This window comes from Pandoraea sp. PE-S2T-3 (genome assembly GCF_002179965.1).
GTDB lineage: Bacteria > Pseudomonadota > Gammaproteobacteria > Burkholderiales > Burkholderiaceae > Pandoraea.
Window position 1 is genome coordinate 58,764 of record NZ_NGUQ01000015.1, and the last position, 20,297, is coordinate 79,060.

General features: G+C 63.2%; 16 protein-coding genes and 1 tRNA gene. 4 read left to right on the forward strand and 13 right to left on the reverse strand.

Annotated features, from left to right (window positions below):
• The first annotated feature begins 153 nt into the window (after positions 1-153).
• Positions 154-1,242 carry a patatin-like phospholipase family protein gene (locus tag CDV46_RS12505; protein WP_441339337.1) on the forward strand — a complete coding sequence of 363 codons (1,089 nt, stop codon included), beginning with the start codon at positions 154-156 and terminating at the stop codon, positions 1,240-1,242.
• 113 nt (positions 1,243-1,355) lie between these two features.
• On the opposite strand, the gene CDV46_RS12510 is transcribed toward CDV46_RS12505, so the two are convergent.
• From CDV46_RS12510 to CDV46_RS12530, 5 genes are all read right to left on the reverse strand, one after another.
• A complete protein-coding gene (locus CDV46_RS12510) occupies positions 1,356-2,081 on the reverse strand; it encodes a C40 family peptidase (protein WP_087722822.1) in 726 nt (241 codons plus the stop codon).
• Between the two features lie 295 nt (positions 2,082-2,376).
• Positions 2,377-3,972, reverse strand: coding sequence for an ABC transporter ATP-binding protein (locus CDV46_RS12515; RefSeq protein ID WP_087722824.1), 1,596 nt, complete (start codon positions 3,970-3,972; stop codon positions 2,377-2,379).
• Entirely contained in the window at positions 3,969-5,063 is a 1,095-nt protein-coding gene (locus CDV46_RS12520) for an ABC transporter permease (protein ID WP_087723270.1), read from the reverse strand. The genes CDV46_RS12515 and CDV46_RS12520 overlap by 4 nt, the downstream gene beginning before the upstream one ends.
• A 46-nt stretch (positions 5,064-5,109) precedes the next feature.
• Positions 5,110-6,165, reverse strand: coding sequence for a microcin C ABC transporter permease YejB (locus tag CDV46_RS12525; RefSeq protein WP_087688128.1), 1,056 nt, complete (start codon positions 6,163-6,165; stop codon positions 5,110-5,112).
• A gap of 32 nt (positions 6,166-6,197) precedes the next feature.
• Positions 6,198-8,114 carry an extracellular solute-binding protein gene (locus tag CDV46_RS12530; protein WP_087722826.1) on the reverse strand — a complete coding sequence of 639 codons (1,917 nt, stop codon included), beginning with the start codon at positions 8,112-8,114 and terminating at the stop codon, positions 6,198-6,200.
• A 298-nt stretch (positions 8,115-8,412) separates the two neighbouring features.
• Between CDV46_RS12530 and CDV46_RS12535 the strand changes: the two genes are divergently transcribed.
• On the forward strand, positions 8,413-9,384 hold the full coding sequence (locus CDV46_RS12535; protein ID WP_254916038.1) for an aspartyl/asparaginyl beta-hydroxylase domain-containing protein: 972 nt from the start codon (positions 8,413-8,415) through the stop codon (positions 9,382-9,384).
• 133 nt (positions 9,385-9,517) lie between these two features.
• Here CDV46_RS12535 and CDV46_RS12540 read toward each other — a convergent pair whose 3' ends face one another.
• From CDV46_RS12540 to cysS, 8 genes are all read right to left on the reverse strand, one after another.
• On the reverse strand, positions 9,518-10,759 hold the full coding sequence (locus CDV46_RS12540; RefSeq protein WP_064675095.1) for an MFS transporter: 1,242 nt from the start codon (positions 10,757-10,759) through the stop codon (positions 9,518-9,520).
• Positions 10,760-10,897: 138 nt separating this feature from the next.
• Complete coding sequence (locus tag CDV46_RS12545; RefSeq protein ID WP_087688131.1) at positions 10,898-11,239, reverse strand: FKBP-type peptidyl-prolyl cis-trans isomerase; 342 nt, start codon at positions 11,237-11,239, stop codon at positions 10,898-10,900.
• 123 nt (positions 11,240-11,362) lie between these two features.
• A tRNA-Ser gene (locus CDV46_RS12550) sits at positions 11,363-11,456 on the reverse strand.
• Positions 11,457-11,761: 305 nt separating this feature from the next.
• Positions 11,762-13,012, reverse strand: coding sequence for an aspartate kinase (locus CDV46_RS12555; protein WP_087688132.1), 1,251 nt, complete (start codon positions 13,010-13,012; stop codon positions 11,762-11,764).
• A 301-nt stretch (positions 13,013-13,313) separates the two neighbouring features.
• Positions 13,314-14,780, reverse strand: a complete 1,467-nt coding sequence (gene tilS / locus CDV46_RS12560; protein WP_176399069.1) for a tRNA lysidine(34) synthetase TilS — start codon at positions 14,778-14,780, stop codon at positions 13,314-13,316.
• A 58-nt stretch (positions 14,781-14,838) separates the two neighbouring features.
• Entirely contained in the window at positions 14,839-15,807 is a 969-nt protein-coding gene (locus tag CDV46_RS12565; protein ID WP_087688134.1) for an acetyl-CoA carboxylase carboxyltransferase subunit alpha, read from the reverse strand.
• A gap of 155 nt (positions 15,808-15,962) precedes the next feature.
• Positions 15,963-17,171, reverse strand: coding sequence for an endonuclease III domain-containing protein (locus tag CDV46_RS12570; RefSeq protein WP_087722833.1), 1,209 nt, complete (start codon positions 17,169-17,171; stop codon positions 15,963-15,965).
• 24 nt (positions 17,172-17,195) lie between these two features.
• Positions 17,196-18,599 carry a cysteine--tRNA ligase gene (cysS, locus tag CDV46_RS12575; protein WP_087722835.1) on the reverse strand — a complete coding sequence of 468 codons (1,404 nt, stop codon included), beginning with the start codon at positions 18,597-18,599 and terminating at the stop codon, positions 17,196-17,198.
• A 322-nt stretch (positions 18,600-18,921) separates the two neighbouring features.
• On the opposite strand from cysS, the gene CDV46_RS12580 reads away from it, so the two are divergent.
• Both CDV46_RS12580 and CDV46_RS12585 read left to right on the forward strand, forming a co-directional pair.
• Positions 18,922-19,587 (forward strand): tetratricopeptide repeat protein, encoded by a 666-nt coding sequence (locus CDV46_RS12580; protein ID WP_087722837.1) that lies wholly within the window; start codon positions 18,922-18,924, stop codon positions 19,585-19,587.
• Positions 19,588-19,644: 57 nt separating this feature from the next.
• Entirely contained in the window at positions 19,645-20,247 is a 603-nt protein-coding gene (locus tag CDV46_RS12585; protein WP_087722839.1) for a peptidylprolyl isomerase, read from the forward strand.
• Positions 20,248-20,297 lie beyond the last annotated feature (50 nt).

Sequence of the window (20,297 nt, forward strand, 5' to 3'; positions counted from 1 at the left end):
AGGAGACGGGGGATGGGCACAGCAGAGGGTTGCGGCAGATAAGACGAACCGTGCCGGAGAAGGTTCCGCGAGGAAGCTGACAAGTCGACGCCCTTCGACTTCCCGCGCCAAAAGTGAACTGATGGGTGTTCGTGACGCTCCAATCGCCGTAAAATTGCGCGTCGGTGCTTCTGCCGCCGTACTCGCCCGTCCCGCCCTGTTGGAGTTCTCCCCTTGTTGCCGTTGTTCCCCACTTTGCGCCGTGTGCGCCCCACGCTTGCGGCATTGACCGTGGCCGCCGTGTTGGCTGGTTGCGCCAGCGCCCCGTCCGTCGATATCAGCGCCAATGGCGGGAATGCCCCGGCACCCCAGACCTCCCCCGCTACGCCGCTCGCCCAGACGCCGGCAACACCCGCCACACCGGTCACGCCGCCCAAGGTTGTCCGCCCCCTGAAGATCGGGCTGGCACTCGGTGGCGGTGCCGCACGTGGCTTTGCGCACGTGGGCGTGATCAAGGCACTGGAAGCGCGTGGCATTCACGCTGACATCGTCGTCGGCACGAGTGCCGGCAGTGTCGTGGGCGCCATGTACGCCTCGGGTCTGAACGGCTTCCAGCTCAACCGTCTGGCCTCGACGATGGACGAAGCCTCGATCAGCGACTGGACCATGCCGTTCCGCTCACGCGGCATGCTGCGCGGCGAAGCGCTTCAGTCGTACGTCAACAAAATCCTCAAGGACCGTCCGATCGAACAGATGCCGCGTCAGCTCGGCATTGTGGCCACCGACCTGCAAAGCGGCGCGCCGATCCTGTTCCGCCGTGGCAACACGGGGCAGGCCGTGCGGGCGTCCAGCAGCGTGCCGGGCGTGTTCGAGCCCGTGCATATCGGCAACCGAGATTACGTGGATGGCGGCCTCGTGGCGCCGGTGCCGGCCGAGTACGCGCGTCAGATGGGCGCCGACTTCGTGATCGCGGTCGACATCTCGGCCAACCCGACCGCACAGGCAACGCAGGGGCAGTTCGACATCCTGATGCAGACGTTCACGATCATGGGCCAGTCGATCAAGCAGTACGAACTGGAGAAGAACGCCGACGTGGTCATTCGCCCGTCGCTGGCCAAGATGGGAGCCTCGGACTTTCAGGGGCGCAATCGCGCCATTCTGGCGGGCGAGGAAGCCGTGTCGCAGTTGTGGCCGCAGATTCAGCGCAAGCTCGCCGAGGCTCAGGCACAGGCGGCCAGCGGCACCCAGCAAGCCGCCCGCTGAACCCACTCGCGCCCAATCCGCGCCCGCCATAAAAAATGCCGCCCGAGGGCGGCATTTCTTTTGTTCGTCTGGCTCAGGCGTCCCGGCGGTTGCCCCGGGCACACCCCCGCCACTTACATCGGGTGATCGTTCTTGAAGATTTGTTCGACGCGCGACAGCTCGGCGCTGGCCTTGAGCGTCTCGACGCGACGCGCGCCGTTGTAGCGGGCCGACCAGTACGACTCGCTCAGCGTTTCCACGCGAATCTTGCCGCCGGTGGCCGGGGCGTGCACGAACTTGTCGCCACCAATATAGATACCGACGTGCGAGAAGCTGCGGCGCATGGTGTTGAAGAACACCAGATCGCCCGGCTTCAGATCGGTCTTGGCAATGCGCTCGCCCACCTGGCTCATCTCTTCCGAGCGGCGCGGCAGCATGAAATTGAGCGTGTCCTGGAACACATAGCGCACGAAGCCGCTGCAATCCAGACCGCTGTCCGGCGTGTTGCCGCCGTACTTGTAGCGCACGCCGATGTAGTTCAGCGCGCCCAGCACAACGTCCGACGCCTTGTCCGTCACATTCGAGAGCAGCTTTTGCGCACGTTGCACACGCGACTCTTCCACGGCGGCAACCGGCGTATCGCCCGTTGCAATACCCGTGACGCCCGTAGAGGCGTTGCTGGTCGAAGTCGAGGAGGAAGTTTGCGAAGCGGCCTGAATGGCAGCCGCCGCAGCGCGGGCGGCGGCCGAGGGGCCGTTGTTGTAGTCGTCAGCCTTTGCCGTCAACGAGGCGGTGACGAGCCCAGCGGCAGTGAACGCGAGAAGGAGAGTCTTGCGGGTGCGCTTAGGTTTCGTCTGCATTGGTCGCCGGGTTGAGGGTGTCGGATGGCCGATGAGTAGCTCGTCAGGTGCAACTACGGTGGTGCTATGTCGGATATCTCGGGGTTACCCTCGCTTTCGCTTCGGTTAACTCGTTGAATATTCAACTTAATTGGTACGCGATAGTAATGTGAACGTCACACGATGTCAAAAGGTAATAGAAAAAAACAATCAATACAATCAGAAAATTTTCATTAACAATCAAGCCCTTGTGATTTAGCCGACGTTTCGTGACGTTGCACGATGTTTCGCCGCGGCGTCACGCAACTTGAGGTGACTACAACATGGCAGCCGCGACCAGTTCCCGGGTGTAATCGTTTTGCGGGTCAAAAAATACTGATTCCGTATCGCCCTGCTCCACCAGATGCCCGTCTTTGAACACCAGCACGCGGTGCGCCATGGCCCGCATGACGGCCAGATCGTGACTGATGAAGAGGTAGCTCAGGTTGTACTTCACCTGTAGCTGTGCCAGCAGATGGAGCACTTGCTGCTGAATCGACACGTCGAGCGCACTGGTCGGCTCATCGAGCACGAGGATCTGCGGATCGACCACCAGCGCCCGCGCAATGGCAATGCGTTGCCGTTGACCGCCCGAGAATTCATGCGGATAACGCGACATCGCGCGGGCGTCGATGCCCACTTCGCGGAGCACATCCGCGACCCTTGCGCGGCGGTCCGCCTCCGACTGCTGCGGACGGTGCAACGCCAGCCCTTCGCCGACAATCTCCTCGATGGTCATGCGCGGCGACAGCGAGCCGTAGGGGTCTTGAAACACGATCTGCATATGCGAGCGCAACGTGCGCTGCGCCATGCCCCGGTAGCTGGCCAGCGGCTCGCCGAGGAACTCGATCTGCCCCGCACTCGCCCGCTGCAACCCCAGCAGCGTCATCGCCAGCGTCGACTTGCCGGACCCCGACTCCCCCACCACGCCCAGCGTCTCACCTTGGCGCAGCGACAAGTCGACGGGATGCACCGCACGGAACAGACCTCGCTTGAACCAGCCGCGCATGCCTGGCTGTGCGATCGAGTAATCGACCGTCACGCCTTTCGCTTCGAGCAACACCGGCGCAATCGGCAACACCGGGTGAATCTCGCGCTGCGGCCGGCTGTTGATGAGCTTCTGCGTGTACGGATGCTGCGGCTGGGTGAACAGCGTTTCCGTGTCGGCACACTCCACCAGCACGCCCTTCTCCATCACCGCCACACGTTCGGCAAAGCGGCGCACCAGATTCAGATCGTGCGTGATGAGCAGCACCGCCATGCCGCGCGTCGCGGCAGCATCACGCTGCAACTCCAGCAGCAGCTCCATGATCTGCGCGCGAATGGTGACGTCGAGCGCTGTGGTCGGCTCGTCGGCGAGCAGCAGCTTCGGGTGACACGCCAGCGCCATCGCGATCATCGCGCGCTGGCGCTGCCCGCCGGACAACTCGTGCGGAAAGTGAGAAACGCGGCGCTCCGGCTCGGGAATCCCGGTGCGGCGCAGCAAGGCAATGGCACGCGCCTTGGCGTCTTTCGGCGAGAGCCCTTCGTGCAGCTCCAGCGCCTCGGCAATCTGCTCGCCGATCGGATAGAGCGGATTGAGCGCGGTCATCGGCTCTTGGAAGATCATCGCGATATCGTTGCCGCGCAACGCTCGCATATCGCGCTCGCGCAGCGAGGCGAGATCGACGCCATCGAGCAGTACCTTCCCCTGCACCTGCGCATCTTGCAGCAGCCGCAGAATGGCCAGTGCCGTCACGCTCTTGCCCGAGCCCGACTCGCCCACGAGGGCCACGCGTTCGCCGCGCCCGATGGCCAGACTCAGATCCTTCACGACCTCGGTGTCGCCAAAGCGCACCGACAGGTTTTCGATACTCAGCAGCGGCGCGCTCACATTACCCCCCCGGCGGCGGCCTGCTTGTCGGCGACGCGCGTGTCGAGCGCGTTGCGCAACGCATCGCCCATGAACGTGAGCAACAACAGCGTGAGCACGAGCACCACGAACGTGGCCAGCGAGATCCACCAGGCGTCGAGATTCGCCTTGCCCTGACTCAGCAGCTCACCGAGGCTCGGCGTTGGCGGCGGCACACCGAGACCGAGAAAATCCAGACTCGTCAGTGCAAGAATCGCCCCGCTCATGCGGAACGGCAGAAACGTGATGACCGGCGTCATGCTGTTGGGCAGCACATGCCGCCGGATGATCTGCCAGTTCGACAGCCCCATCGCCCGCGCCGCCCGCACGTAATCGAGCTGGCGATTGCGCAGGAACTCGGCGCGCACGTAATCGGACAACCCGATCCAGCCGAACAGCGACAGCAGCACGAAGAGCAGCCACAACTGCGGCTCGAAGATGGACGCGAAGATGATCAGCAGATACAGCTCCGGCAGCGAGCCCCAGATTTCGATCAACCGTTGCAGCGTCAGGTCGATGCGCCCGCCGTAGAAGCCCTGCACGGCGCCCGCCAGAATGCCCAGCAGCGTGCCCGAAATGGTGAGCGCCAGCGCGAAGATCACCGACAGCCGGAAGCCGTACAGCAGCCGCGAGAACACGTCGCGGCCGCGATCGTCGGTCCCGAGCCAGTTCTCGGACGACGGCGGCGCCGGATTGGGCACCTTCGCGAAGTAGTTGATGGTGTCGTAGCTGTAGCGCACCGGCGGATAGATTGCGAAGTTATCGCCCGAGCGGATGCGCTTCTCGATGAACGGATCGAGGTAATCGGTCGGCGTAGGGAAGTCGCCGCCGAAGGTGAGTTCGGGATACGTCTTGACCAGCGGGAAGTACCACTGGCCTTCGTAACGCACCACCCACGGCTTGTCGTTGCAGAGCACTTCGGCGAACAGGCTGATGCCGAACAGCACGACGAACGCGATGAGGCTCCAGTAGCCGAGCCGCTCGCTGCGAAAGCGCCGCCAGACGCGCCAGCGCGGCGAGCGCGACGTGTATGACGACTGCGACGCACGGGCAGGTGCCGCAGCGGGCGGCAGTGACGAACGAGGCGGACGCGGCGATGGCGTGTCGGATCGGTTCACGTCAATGCTCCAGTCGGTCGAATTGAATGCGCGGGTCGACCAGCACGTAGCACAGGTCGGAAATGAGTTTGGTCACGAGTCCGATCAGCGTGAACAGGTAGAGCGAGCCGAGCACGACCGGATAGTCGCGCCGTTGCACCGATTCGAACGACAACCGGCCGAGCCCGTCGAGCGAGAACAGCGTTTCGATCAGCAGGCTGCCCGCGAAGAACGCACCGATGAAGGCGGCGGGGAAGCCGGTGATGAGCGGAATCAGCGCATTGCGGAAGACATGCTTGAACAGCACCTTGCGCTCCGAGAGCCCTTTCGCGCGCGCGGTCAGCACGTACTGCTTGCGGATTTCGTCGAGAAACGCGTTCTTGGTGAGCATGGTCACCACCGCAAAACTGCCCACGACCGATGCCGTCACCGGCAGCGTGATGTGCCACAGATAGTCGGTAATTTTCGCGGGCCACGACAGCTCGGCCCAGTTGTCCGAGACGAGTTCGCGCAGCGGAAACACCTGCCAGAACGAGCCGCCACCGAAGAGCACAAGCAACAGCACGCCCAGCACGAAGCCCGGGATGGCGTAGCCGACGAGCACGACCAGACTGGTGAGCGTGTCGAAGCGGGAACCGTTGCGCACCGCCTTGGCGATGCCCAACGGCACCGATATCAGATACGTCAGGAAGAAGGTCCACAGCCCGAGCGAGATCGACACCGGCAGCTTCGAGACGATCAGCGACCACACGCTCTGATGATGAAAATAGCTCTGACCGAGATCGAACTGCGCGAAGCGTTTGAGCATGAGCCAATAGCGCTCTGCCGGCGTCTTGTCGAAACCGTAGAGCGCCTTGATCTGGGCGAGTTGCTGGGCATCGACGCCGTTGCGGCCGCGATAGTTGTTGCCGCTGCCCCCGCCGCTCGCTTCACCGCCGCCACCGCGGTGCTTGAGCTCGAGAATCACCTGTTCGACCGGACCACCCGGCACGAACTGGATGACGACGAAAGTCAGGGTGATCACGCCGAGCAGCGTCGGGATCATGATCAGCAGACGCTTGAGTATGTAGGACCACATAGTGGAAGACAGCTCCTGTAGGTGCCCGGCGTTCAGTGACGGTCGGTGCTGTCCGCGCGCTTGCCGACACGCGAATCCCACCACATTGCGATGAGCCAGCCATCGGCGGTGTAGTACAGCGGCAGCGTGTCGGGAAAGCGCAGATAGCTTTTGTAGGCCATGCGGTGCGTCGACGAGAACCAGTGCGGCACGATGTAGTAACCGTGCGAGAGCACGCGGTCGAGCGAGCGCGCCGCGGCCACCAGATCTTCATAGGTGTGGGCACGCACCAGCGCCGCCACCAGCGCGTCGACGGCCGGGTCCTTGAGGCCGATGACGTTATCCGAGCCGTCGACATTGGCCGACTGGCTGCCGAAGCGGTCGATCAACTCGGTACCCGGAATTTGCGAGTCGGGAAAGCGCAACGAGATCATGTCGAAGTCGAAGGTCTCGATGCGTTTCTGATACAGCGCGAAGTCGCTCGTGCGGAAGTTCAGCGTGATGCCGAGTTTGGCGAGATTGCGCGCGTAGGCCGAAGCGACCGGGCCCATCGAACCGCCGTCGTCGATGAACTCGAATTCGAACGGCTCACCCTTCGCGTTACGCAGTGCGCCGTCGCGATACGTCCATCCCGCTTGGGCGAGCAGCTCACGCGCCTGACGCAGGTTTTCGCGCAGGCTCGCGGGGGGCGTCGTCGTCGGCTGCACGACCATCGGTCCGAACACGGCCGGGTCGAGCTTCGCGCGCAACGGTTCGAGCAGCTTCAGCTCATCCGCGGTCGGCAGGCCGCGCGCCGCGAGATCGCTGTTGGTGAAGTAACTGTAGATGCGCTGGTACTGGTCGTAGAACAGTTGGCGGTTGAGCCATTCGAAGTCCAGCGCCAGATCGAGCGCGCGGCGCACGCGCACATCCTGAAACATCGGCCGCCGCGTGTTGAAAATAAAGCCCTGCATGCCGGCCGCGTTGTGATGGCCGAACTCGCGCTTGACCAGCTCACCGCTCTTGAAGCGCTTGCCGACGTAGCTGCGCACCCAACTGCGCGCGCGATACTCGGTCGTTGCATCGAACTCGCCCGCCTTGAAGCCTTCGAGCCGCACGATGTCGTCGGTGTACAGCTTATAGGCGATGCGCTCGAAGTTGAAAGTGCCGCGCCGCACCGGCAGGTTGTCGCCCCAGTAGTTCGGATCGCGCTTGAAGGTGATACGCCGGCCGCCGTCGTACGACTCGATCAGGTACGGGCCGCTGCCGATGGGCTTCTCGAAGGTCAGCGCGTCGAACGGCTTGCGCTTGCCGTCCGGGCCCATGCCCCACTTCGGCGAGAACACCGGCACGCCCGCCACCAGCAGCGGCAGATCGGGGCTCACGCGGCGAAAGTCGAAGCGCACGCGGCTTTTGTCGAGCACGGTGACGCCCTTCACGTCGGAGAGCATCACTTTGAATCCGGGGGCGGCCTGCGGACTGATGAGCGTGTCGAAGGAGTATTTGACGTCCTGGGCGGTCACCGGATCGCCGTTGCTGAAACGTGCGGCCGGGTTCAGGTGGAACGTGACCGAGGCGCCGTCGGGCGACACCGCAATGTCGTCGGCCAGCAGGCCATAGACGGTTGCAGGCTCATCGCCGCTGCCGATGCCCAGTGTCTCGAACATGAGGCTGGCGACACCGGCCGGTGCCGAACCGCGTAGCGTGAACGGATTGAATTTGTCGAAGCTGGTGCGCCGGTCCGGATTGGCCAGCGTGAGCGTGCCGCCGCGCGGGGCATCCGGATTGACGTAATCGAAGTGGGTGAAGCCTTGCGGGTATTTGGGCTCGCCATACTGGGCGATGGCGTACTTGGCGTACGCGGACTGGCTCATGCCGAGGCCAGCGAACAACACGACAATCAACGCAGCAAAAAACGCTTTGAGAGGCACGAATGGCCGAGGCAAATCATCTTCGGTCGTGCGTGGATGCTGTGTCGTTTGCGCGCTCATGCGTCTCCTGTCGTCTCCGATGCAGCATCGTGTGTGCACCCGCCTGCCGGGGCTGAACGCATCCTGCCCCTCCCCTTCGTCCCGTCGGCATCGTGCGCCTGTGATCTGCACACAAGCGCGTTTGTGCCGTAACCTGCCGTAACCTCTCGTAACGCGTCTGCCGGAGAGATTCCCCCGTGAGGCTTGGCGGCAGGGCCGGACCGCGCGACAATTGTACCCAAAAGCCCGGTCTGTATGCCGCTCTTAAGGACACATACCTGCCGGATCGGTTCCCCCGCTCCCGCCCTGGAGGCCGCCGTTGAGTGCTACACGATCGCCTGTGCAGAACCCCAACCGTACCCTGCCCCGCTGGCTTGCCCGATTTTTTTTCCGGTGTGTTGAAGCCGCGCAACGCCGCATTGCCCGGGGTTCACTGGTCGGTGACCGGCCCATCTTCGATAACGCCCTGTTCCCTTGGGTCGGCGCACTCGAAGCACAGGCCCCGGCGATCGCCAAAGAACTCGAAGCCGTGCTCGCCACGCCCGGCCGCCTCCCGGCCTTCCACGAAATCTCCCCCGACGTCGCCACCATCACGCAAGACCACCAGTGGCAGACCTTCGTGTTTCTCGGCTACGGCATGCGTGCCGAGCGCAACCTCGCGCGATGTCCGGCGACGGCGGCTGCACTCGATGGCATTCCCGGATTGCGCACGGCCTTCTTTTCGATTCTCTCGCCGGGCAAGCAGATTCCCCTGCACAGCGGCCCCTATAACGGCGTGCTGCGCCTGCACCTCGCGCTGAAGGTGCCGCGCGAGCGCGAGCAATGCTGGATTGAAGTGAATGGGCAACGCTACGTGTGGCAGGCCAATCGTGCGGTGATCTTCGACGACGCCTATCCGCATGAAGTGCACAACGACACCAACGAAACCCGTGTGGTGCTGTTCGTCGATTTCGAGCGCCCCTGCAAGGTGCCGGTGTCGTGGCTGAATCGGTTGCTGCTGGCGTTCGCACCGCTGACACCCGAGTTGCAGCAAGCCAAGACGAATCATGAAAAGTGGGAGCGCGATTACTACGCCGACGACGGCCAAGCCGCGCCGGACCCTGCGCCTGCCACTGCCGTCACTGCCGCTACAGCAGCCGTTGCTACGCCCGCACCCAACGTGACGACTGCGCCGGCCGCCAAACCACGCGTAGCGCCTCAGGAGGCCGATGTATCACATGCGGGGCACGCAGAGCACTCCGAACACGCAGAACACGCGGAAGCGGCCGGTAACGAGCGCGCACACGGCTGACGAATCGATCTGGTCGCCACAAACAAAAAGCCAGCGAAATTGCTTTCGCTGGCTTTTTGCTTTGTTGCCTTGTTGCTCTATTGCCTCTCAACGGCGTTGATTGGCTAGCGCCAGCGCCTTCACATGGACGGGGTTACGTCTGACGCCCCGGCTGCGCGAGCACGTCCTGCGCCGGCGGCGGCACGAAGTTCGCTGCCAGCACGGCAACGAGCGCTGCCGCCATCATCGCGCCAATGCCGAGTGCCGCATCCCCAAAGTGCAGATACGCCATCTTCATCGCCTCGATCACAGCCACCGCCACGACGATGGTGATCATGCTGAGCATGCCCGCGACTGTCGCGCGATTGGGGCTGTCCACGGCAAACAGCGACTGCCGATACACCACGCCATAGCTCATGCCCATGCCGAACGCATGCAGCGATGTGCCGACCAGCAGCGCCGGATACCCGGGGGCCAGAATGGCCGTGCCCACGAGCGATACCGCCGCGCCGATCAGCATCGCGGCTACCCCGGTGGCCAGCAACCGGCCATTCGACCAGCGGCCCACCTGACGCGCGAGCACCACGTTGCCGAGAATCAGCGCCGCGAACACCGGCACCTGCAACATCGCGTAGTGCATCTGCGACAGCCCGGCACGCTCGATCAGGAACACCGGACCCAGTGCAATCCACGTGAGCAACGGCGTAATCGCCACGCCTGTCAGCACCGCACCGCGCCAGAACCGCGCGCTCGAGAGCGGCAGCTTGTAACCGGCCCAGAGCGCCTTCGCGTTGAGGGCATTGCGGTCATGCCGTGAAAGCTCCGGCATCGTGCGATACAGGCCGATAAACGACGCCACGGCCACCAGCGCAATCAACCAGAAGATGCTGCGCCACGGCCAATACGACACGACAGCAGCCCCCGCGAGCGGGCCGAACAAGGGCGAGAGCAGCGACACGTTGGCCATCAGCGCCATCACCCGCACGGCCGTCTTTTCTTCGAAGGCTTCATGTACGGTCGGGTAGCCCACGGTCAGCACGAAGCAGCAGCCCATGCCTTGCAGGAATCGCAGTGCAATGAATTGCGGCATCGTCTGCACGTAGTGCATCGCCAGACACGCGAGCACGAACATCGTGAGACCGGAGAGCAGTACGCGACGGCGTCCGAAGCGATCGGAGAGCGGGCCGAGCAGCCATTGCAAACTCGCGTTGCCCAGCATGGCGGCGGTGAGTGCGAGTGTCGTCATTTCCGCCGACGCGCCGAATTCGCGCGTCACCAGCGGCATGCCGGGCATGATCATGTCGTTCGAGATGTAGACCGCGAACTCGAAGAGCACCAGCGAGAAGGGAAACCAGAATCGTGAAACGCGTAAAGCAGGAGTTGCTGAGTGAGACACCTCGTAAGGCTCCTTTGTGTGGCCGACGCTCATGACGAAGGCCCACGTAAAAAGACAACACCCCCGGTGCCAGCGAGGCACCGGGGGTGTCTGTTGCATCGGCCGTATCGTTATCGGTCAGATACGGCGTTCGATGGCTCAGACTTCCAACAGTTCAACCTCGAAGACCAGCGTTGCGTTCGGCGGAATCACACCACCGGCGCCGCGTGCGCCATAGCCGAGTTCGGGCGGAATGACGAGCTTGCGCTTGCCGCCGACCTTCATGCCGGCAACACCTTCGTCCCAGCCACGAATGACCATGCCGCCGCCCAGCACGAAGGCGAACGGGTCATTGCGGTCTTTGCTCGAATCGAACTTCTTGCCGTCGGTGAGCCAGCCGGTGTAGTGAACGGTCACGGTCTGGCCGGGAGTGGCTTCTGCGCCGTCGCCCACTTGGAGGTCGTCGTATTGCAGGCCGGAATCGGTAGTGATGGTCGACATCGTGGTTCTCGCTCGAAGAGGGGGGAAAGAATCGACGCGCGAGGTATCGCCAACGCGCGAACTCGGGAAAGAAAAAACCCCCGGCTCTCCGCGAAGAGCCGGGGGTGTTCCGCCAAGGCGACTTGGCGGAGACGGAGGGATTCGAACCCTCGATCCAGGTTTTGGCCCAGATGCTCCCTTAGCAGGGGAGTGCCTTCGACCTCTCGGCCACGTCTCCCAAACTTGTCGTCACATCAGGGAGGTGATGTAACGAAGGCGTGATATTACCTAGTGTTCCGCGTTGCGTCAAACATTATGCGCATCAAAATCCAACTTTTTTTGCGCACCTGTCATGCTTTCGCCACGCACGGGGAGTTTTCCCCGCATCACGACACCGCAATGTCGTTTCGCGCCGCATTCACGCCCCATCCGTCTCGCGAGAATCCGACGCGAATTTCTGCTGCTGATTCAAACACTTCAATCACTTCGCATCACACGTTTGCACGTGCGATGCGACTGTGATGTCTTGCGGCTTCGAGTGACTTACGCCTGATCGAGTTCGAAAGCCTTATGCAGCGCGCGCACGGCGAGCTCCATGTACTTTTCGTCGATCAGCACCGAGATCTTGATTTCCGAGGTGGAGATCATCTGGATGTTGATGCCCTCTTCCGACAGCGTGCGGAACGCCTTGCTGGCGATACCGACGTGCGAGCGCATGCCCACACCCACGATCGAGACCTTCGAGACCTTCGGGTCGCCCGATACTTCCGCGGCACCGATATGGCCTTGCACGTCGTTTTGCAGCAGCGCCATGGCGCGCTGGAAGTCACCACGCGGCACCGTGAACGTGAAGTCGGTCTTGCCGTCCACGCTCTGGTTCTGGATGATCATGTCGACATCGATGTTCGCGTCGGCGATCGGGCCGAGGATCTGGTAGGCGATGCCCGGGCGGTCCGGCACACCGCGCACGGTGATCTTGGCCTCGTCGCGCTGGAATGCGATACCCGAAATGATGGCCTTTTCCATTTGTTCGTCTTCCTCAAAAGTAATCAGCGTGCCCGAGCGCGCTTCTTCATCGAGCGCAATCATCGGATCGGTCAAGCTCGAGAGCACACGCGTCTTGACCTGGTACTTGCCGGCGAATTCCACCGAGCGGATCTGCAACACCTTCGAACCGAGGCTGGCCATTTCCAGCATCTCTTCGAAAGTCACCTTATCGAGGCGGCGAGCCTCGTCGACCACACGCGGGTCGGTGGTGTACACACCGTCCACGTCCGTGTAGATCAGGCACTCGTCGGCCTTCAGTGCGGCAGCGACGGCAACCGCCGACGTGTCCGAACCGCCACGGCCAAGCGTGGTCACGTTGCCGTTCGGGTCGATCCCCTGGAAACCGGTGATGACGACCACGCGGCCGGCATCGAGATCGGCCATCACGCGCTTGTCGTCGATTTCCGAAATACGGGCTTTGGTGTGGGCACTGTCAGTCTTGATCGGCACTTGCCAGCCGGCGTAGCTCACGGCGTCGACGCCCTCGGCTTTGATAGCAAGGGCCAGCAGGCCAACGCTCACTTGCTCGCCCGTGGCGGCAATGGCGTCGAGTTCGCGCGGATCGGGTTCGGCCGAAATCTCTTTGGCCAGACCCAACAGACGATTGGTTTCGCCGGACATTGCCGACGGCACCACCACCATCTTGTGACCGGCCTTATGCCATTTGGCCACGCGCTTGGCGACATTCTTGATGCGCTCCACCGAGCCCATCGACGTGCCGCCGTATTTGTGTACGATCAGAGCCATAACATTGCTAACACATTGATTTGAAACCGTTTATGAATCCTGCGCAGATACCCTGGAACGGGCATCGATGACGTTTCGATTCGCGGAACTTTTGATTATCGCACGAATGTATCGCGCATGAGCCGGTTTGGCGCAGATTGCACTGTCCGGGGGCTCACACGCCGCATTCGGCAGCAGATCATGCTGCGGATTTCAGTGGTTACGAGGGGATATGCCGAATCACCCGATCAAGGGCGGAGATAGCAGCATGATGTGATTGGCGTGGTGGCTGGAACTGACCCGATGCGTGCCGGCCAGCCGATCATGCCTCGTCACGCCACGTCATCCGCCAGCGCGGGCCGTCGACGCACAATGCAGCACCATCGATGCCCAGACGCGGCACGAACACGATGTCCGCCGCCTGCCAGACGATCGGCACATGGCGCTGCCACGCCGGCACTCCCTTGTTCTGATACCAATGCTTGAGCGAGCGCGAATGCCCGTCGGGGCGTTCGCGCCAGCGCTCGCCCCCTGCCCGCTCGCGAGCGATCAGCGGGTGCGCACGCAGCGCCGCTTCGGCAATGCCGGCTGTCTGTGTTGCCGCGTCGGCATCCACGACAGGGTCGAATACGACACTGCCCTGCCACTGCGGCAACGGCCAGACGCGCTCGCCTGACCAGCGCAGCACCACGTCATCGACGGCCGCATCGGCATCCGCTGCGGCATAAACCGGCGTCCATTGCAGCACATCGCGATACAGGCGCAACACGGCGTCACCGTGCGGCAGCGTGAGCGACGCGTCGGGTTGCGCATCGCGAATCTGCCGCACCCACTCATCGAGACGCGCCTCGGGCGGCGCCGCCAACCCCTCGCGCGCGGCCCAATAGCGCAACAGGTTCGCCAGACGCGCCGTGTCGAGGCCCTGCAAACGACGGCGTTGCAGACGCGACGCATCGACATGCGCGGCGTCAAAATCCATCTGTGCGAGTTGATCGAGCAGCGACTGGGCTTGCGCTGCGTGCCGCGCGAAACGGGCGAGCGTCTCGCGATAGGCGGGGACGTGCGCGGCAATCGCGGGCATCACGTCGTGACGCAGCGCATTGCGCAAATACTGACGGTCCTGATTGGAGGGATCCTCCACCCACGACAGCGAACGCACCGTCGCAAAGGTCTGCATCGTTTCGCGCGACACGTCGAGCAGCGGACGAAGCAATTGCGCCGACGAAGCGACCGGCAACACCCCTGCCACGGCCATCGCCGCGACACCCGGCAGCCCGGCGCCGCGCAGCATTTGCAGCAACACCGTCTCGGCCTGATCGTTCGCATGATGGGCCGTGAGCAGCCAGTCGATGCCATGCGCGGCACAACACTCGGCCAGCGCCGTGTAACGCGCGGCGCGCGCGGCCCCTTCGATACCTTGGCGGGCATCGCGCGGCACGTTGACGCGACGCGCCTCGAAGGCAAAGCCCCGCAGACGCGCCTCGCGCTCGCAGGTGGCCAGCCACTCGTCGGCGTGCCCGGACAGTCCGTGATGAATATGAATGGCCAGCGGCTGCGCCACTGGCTCACCGGCGTCGCGTCGCGATTGCGTCCATTGCGCCAGTGCGTCGAGCAGCACCATGGAATCGAGACCGCCGCTGAGTGCCAATGCCAGCCGTGGCACGGCAGACGATTCGCGCGAAGCGAAGGCATGCGCCAACGCGACGCGCAAAGCGACGTCCACATGAACAACTGCCGCGTCACCTCGGGCAGAGGCGAACGCGGCAGCGGTGTGAGGCGAGGAAGACACGGGCGGTTCGACGCCAGGCGTCATCGCCACCAACGGCGACGACGCGCTGGCCGACGACTTACTTGGCGCCGGCTTCCTTGAACTTGCCATAACTCATCAGACGCTCGAAACGACGATCGAGCAGTTCCTTGTGGCTCATGCCCTGGAACTGGCGCACCGAGTCGGCAAGCGCACGCTTGAGCATGCCGGCCATACCGAGCGGGTCGCGATGCGCTCCACCCAGCGGTTCGTTGATGATCTTGTCGATCAGGCCGAGCGCCTTCAGACGGTGAGCGGTCAGGCCCAGCGCTTCAGCGGCTTCCGGCGCCTTGGCCGCGCTCTTCCACAGAATGGAGGCGCAACCTTCCGGCGAAATGACCGAGTACGTCGAGAATTGCAGCATCGCGACCGTGTCGGCCACGGCCACGGCGAGCGCACCGCCCGAGCCGCCTTCACCGATGATCGTGGTGATGATCGGCGTCTTGAGCTCGGCCATGACGAACAGGTTGTGGCCGATGGCTTCCGACTGACCGCGCTCTTCGGCATCGATACCCGGATAGGCACCCGGCGTGTCGACGAACGTGAACAACGGCAAACCGAACTTCTCGGCGAGCTTCATCAGGCGCATGGCCTTGCGATAGCCCTCGGGACGCGGCATGCCGAAGTTGCGCAGCGCGCGCTCCTTCGTGTCGCGGCCCTTCTGGTGACCGATGACCATACAGGCCTGACCGTTGAAACGGGCCATGCCGCCCACGATGGCATGGTCGTCCGAGAACTCGCGATCGCCATGCAACTCGTGAAAGTCGGTAAAGATGTCGCGCACATAGTCGAGCGTGTAAGGACGCTGCGGGTGACGCGAGATTTGCGAAACCTGCCACGGCGACAGGTTCGTGTAGATGTCCTTGGTGAGCTGCTGGCTCTTTTTAGAGAGGCGCTCGATCTCTTCGGAAATATCGACGGCGGAGTCGTCCTGCACGAAGCGTAATTCTTCAATCTTCGCTTCGAGTTCGGCGATCGGCTGTTCAAAATCCAAAAAGGTGTTCTTCATCAGGTTTCCCCGGAAATGCGGCAGCGTATTGTACCGCCGGCGACCACTGTCCGATCAAGATAGACAACTTTCATCGCCTCTCGACAAACAATAGACACCGATAATGACTAAATGATACGGAATCGGACGCGGATTATACGTCCTAAGCGGAACAATCAGTATTCGACCGGTACCGGTTCGAGACTTCGCCACATGTACCACGTGGCGACGGAGCGCCAGGGCTCCCAATTGGCGGCCACTTCGCGCGCTTCACTGCGCGTGACGGGCTCGCCGCTGAAGTAGTTGACGCTGATGGCATTGATGAGCCCGACATCGTCGAGCGGCAGCACATCGGGGCGCAACAGGTTGAACATCAGGAACATCTCGGCCGTCCAGCGACCGATGCCGCGAATGCCGGTCAGCTCGGCAATGACGGCTTCATCGTCCATGCTGGCCCAGGCGTCCACGTGCAGCGCACCCGACTTGAAGTGGGTTGCCAGATCGAGGATGTACTCGGCCTTGCGACGCGACAGCCCGCAACCGGCCAGCGCGTCGTGCCCGGCCTTGATGAATTGTGCCGGCGTGAGCTTCGGGCAGATGGCGACCACACGGTCCCACACGGCCTGTGCCGCTTTGACTGAAATCTGCTGGCCGACGATCGAGCGCGCGAGCGTGACAAACGGCTCGCCGCGACCGGTCAGATGCGCCGGGCCGAATTGGGGAATGAGTTTCTTGAGAATGCGATCGCGTCGCATGAGATCGGCGCAGGCCTGATCCCAGAAGTCGGGGCGGGTCGCGCCCGGCGCGACCGGCAGCGGCACCACACCAGTGACGGCCTGCTCCACGACGTCGGTTTCGATGCGGGCAATCTCCGGCGTGACGATACGCGTCTCGCCGTCGCGCTTGGCGATCACGCGACGCGTGGTCGCGACGCCCGCCGCGCCATTGCCTTTCGCCGCCGCTCCCGTGACACGCGTCGTCTTGGCGGGCTTCGCCTGACGGGCCGGTTTGGTCGCCTTGGTTGCCTTAGCCGGCTTCGTCAGCACATCCGCGCCATCGGCTTTGGACGTCCGGGCCGACACTTTGCGTGCCACGCCCGCAGCGACCTTGGTCGACTTGCCCGCGGCACCGTTGCCGGCTTCTTTCACCACCTTCTTGGGCTTGTCGGCAACCGCCGCCGCACCATTGCCGCTGCTGGCACGTTTGGCCGTCACGGGCGCCGTCTTCGCGCCGGTCTTGCTCTCGACCTTACGGGACTGGCCATCAGCCTTGGCCACCTTGGCAGGCGCCGCGCGCTTGGCCGTCGGCCGCGTTGCCTTGGCAGCACGTCCGGTCGTGGCGGTTTGGGTCGCAGCCTTTGCGGCCACGGATTTACGAGTCACCATGAAATTCGCCTCGATACGCCGCGCTCAGGCACGACGCCATTCGGTGGCGCCTCCGGGACGATCTTCCAGCACGATGCCGTCGGCGAGCAACTCGGCACGAATGCGATCGGCTTCTGCGAAATTCTTCTCGCGCTTGGCCTGCGCACGCGCTTCGATGCGTGCCTCGACCGATGCGCGCAACGCGTCGGCATCACCCAACTCGCCGGCACCTGCCGCCCCTTGCAGGAACGACTGCGGATCGCGGCCGAGCAAACCGAGCGTACCGGCCAGACCCAGCAACTGACGCACGAGCACCGGGTCACGCTGCTTGTTGATTTCGCCGGCGAGTTCGAACAACACCGAAATCGCGATCGGCGTATTGAAATCGTCGTTCATCGCCGCCGCAAAGCGCTGCGCGAACGGTTCGTTCCAGTCGAGTGCGGCACCGTCGCCCTGCGCATCTTTCAACGCGGTGTACAACCGCGTCAGACCGCCACGTGCGTCGTCCAGATGGGCATCGCTGTAGTTGAGCGGACTGCGGTACTGCGCACGCAGGATGAAAAAGCGGATGACTTCGGCATCGAACTTCGCCAGCACTTCACGGATGGTGAAGAAGTTGCCAAGCGACTTGGACATCTTCTCGTCGTCCACGCGCACGAAGCCGTTGTGCAGCCAGTAGTTCACGAACGTCTCGCCCGTGGCGGCTTCGCTCTGCGCGATTTCATTCTCGTGGTGCGGAAACTGCAAATCTGCGCCGCCGCCGTGAATGTCGAACTGGTTGCCGAGCAACTGGCAGCTCATGGCCGAGCACTCGATGTGCCAGCCCGGGCGTCCTGCGCCCCACGGCGAGGCCCATTTCGATTCGTCGGGCTCGCTGTCTTTCGAACGCTTCCACAGCACGAAGTCGAGCGGGTCCTGCTTGGCGGTGTTCGCGGCAACGCGCTCACCCGCACGCAGGTCTTCGATCGACTTGCCGGAAAGCTGGCCATAGTTGGCAAACTTGCGCACGGCATAGTTCACGTCGCCGTCTTCGGCCTGATACGCATAGCCGTTACGTTGCAACGTGCCGATCATGTCGACCATCTGCGGAATGAAGTCGGTCGCGCGCGGCTCGTGATCGGGGCGCTGCACACCGAGCGCGTCGGCGTCTTCGTGCATCGCGGCGATGAAGCGCGTGGTCAGCTCGCGCATCGTTTCGCCGTTCTCGACGGCACGCTTGATGATCTTGTCGTCAACGTCGGTGATGTTGCGCACATAGGTCACGCGGTAGCCGAGCGTGCGCAGCCACCGTTGCACCATGTCGAACACCACCATCACGCGCGCGTGGCCGATGTGACAGTAGTCGTACACGGTCATGCCGCAAACATACATGCGGACTTCGCCGGGAACGAGGGGCACGAACGGCTGTTTGTCTCGCGCGAGCGAGTTGTAGACGCGGAGTGAATCCATAGATAAATGCTTGACCGGGGGCGAGACAGCGCCGGGCGCTGCGACGATGCCTCCGGGCACGATTCGCGTCGTGCGGCGGGAGCGACATCGCGAGGCGGGCTGCGCGCCGTGCGGTAGAAAAAACGAACCTGCGAACCGTATCCGCCGCCACAAGATGAAATGGCGCAGGCCGGGCGCAGGTGTTTTGTTAGAATGCGGCCGAGTATAGCATCTCTTGCGCACCTCTCAGGTATCCCAAGCACCCATCATGACGCAACGAAGCCGGTCCCTTTCGCGCAGTGCAACGCGCCTGCTTTCCCGCCTCCGCCCGAGCGCTTTCACCATGAACGCTGCCCGCCGTCATACCCACGCGCTCACGCTCGCAGGCGTGACGCTCGGCCTTGCCGGCTCGCTGTTCGCGCTGCCCGCAGGTGCCCAGGCGATCATCGATCCGCCCCCGCCTGCCCCGCTGCAAACGCCGCAGCAGGCCAGCGAATCGGCGATCAACAAATTGGTCGAAGCGCGCAAGTTCAGCGACGCCCTCACCAAGATCGACGATCACCTGAAGCAATACCCGCGCGATGCGCAGGTGCGCTTCACGCGTGGCCGCGTGCTCATGGAGCTGGGCCGCACGCCCGAGGCCATCGACGCCTTCACCGCACTCACGCAAGACTTTCCGGAATTGCCCGAGCCGTACAACAACCTGGCCGCGCTGTACGCGCAGACGGGTGAGTACGACAAGGCGCGCGCCGCACTGGAAAGCGCGATCCGCAACAACCCGAGCTTTGCCGTGGCGTATTCGAACCTTGGCGACATCTACGCCAAGCTCGCACAGCAGGCCTATCAGAAGGCACTCAAGATTTCGCCGACGGCGCGCGTGTCGAGCCGCGAGAAGGTGCTCGCCGACATGCTGGCCCCGCAACGTGCCGCACCGGTCGCGCAGACGCCCTCGCCGGCCAAGCCCGGCGAAGATGCCAGTTTGAAGAACGTCGGCAAGTCGGGGAACTGATCGCCCCTCGCGCGACATCCAACGACCTCATACGAATTCATAGCCCAGGAGACCCGCATGTCCCTTCCGAATCGCCTGCGCCGCGCACTGCTCGGCGGTGCCGTCGCTGCCGCCGCACTGACGGGCACCGTTGCCAGCCTGCCGGTGCTCGCACAGGCCACGCAGCCGCAGGTGCAATTCAAGACGTCGGCCGGCAACTTCACGGTGGAACTCAACCCGAAGGCTGCGCCGAAGACGGTTGATAACTTCCTGCAATACGTCAACAGCGGCTTCTACAACGGCACGGTCTTCCATCGTGTCATTCCCGGCTTCATGATTCAGGGCGGCGGTTTCACGCCCGACATGAACGAGAAGCCCACCCGCGCCCCGATTCCGAACGAATCGCAAAACGGCTTGAAGAACACGAAGGGCACCATCGCGATGGCGCGTACGTCGAATCCGAATTCGGCGACTGCGCAATTTTTCGTGAATGTGTCGGATAATGCGTCACTGGACTACCCAAGCCCGGACGGCTATGGTTACGCAGTGTTCGGCAAGGTGGTCGCCGGCATGGACACTGTCGAGAAAATCAAGGGTGTCGCCACGACCAGCAAAGGCATGTACCGCGACGTGCCTGTCACGCCCGTCGTGATCGAATCGGCCAGCGTCGTCAAACGCTGAACACGACGCTGAACTCCTCCGGCCTGCCGGGACCATTTCATCAGAAGGAA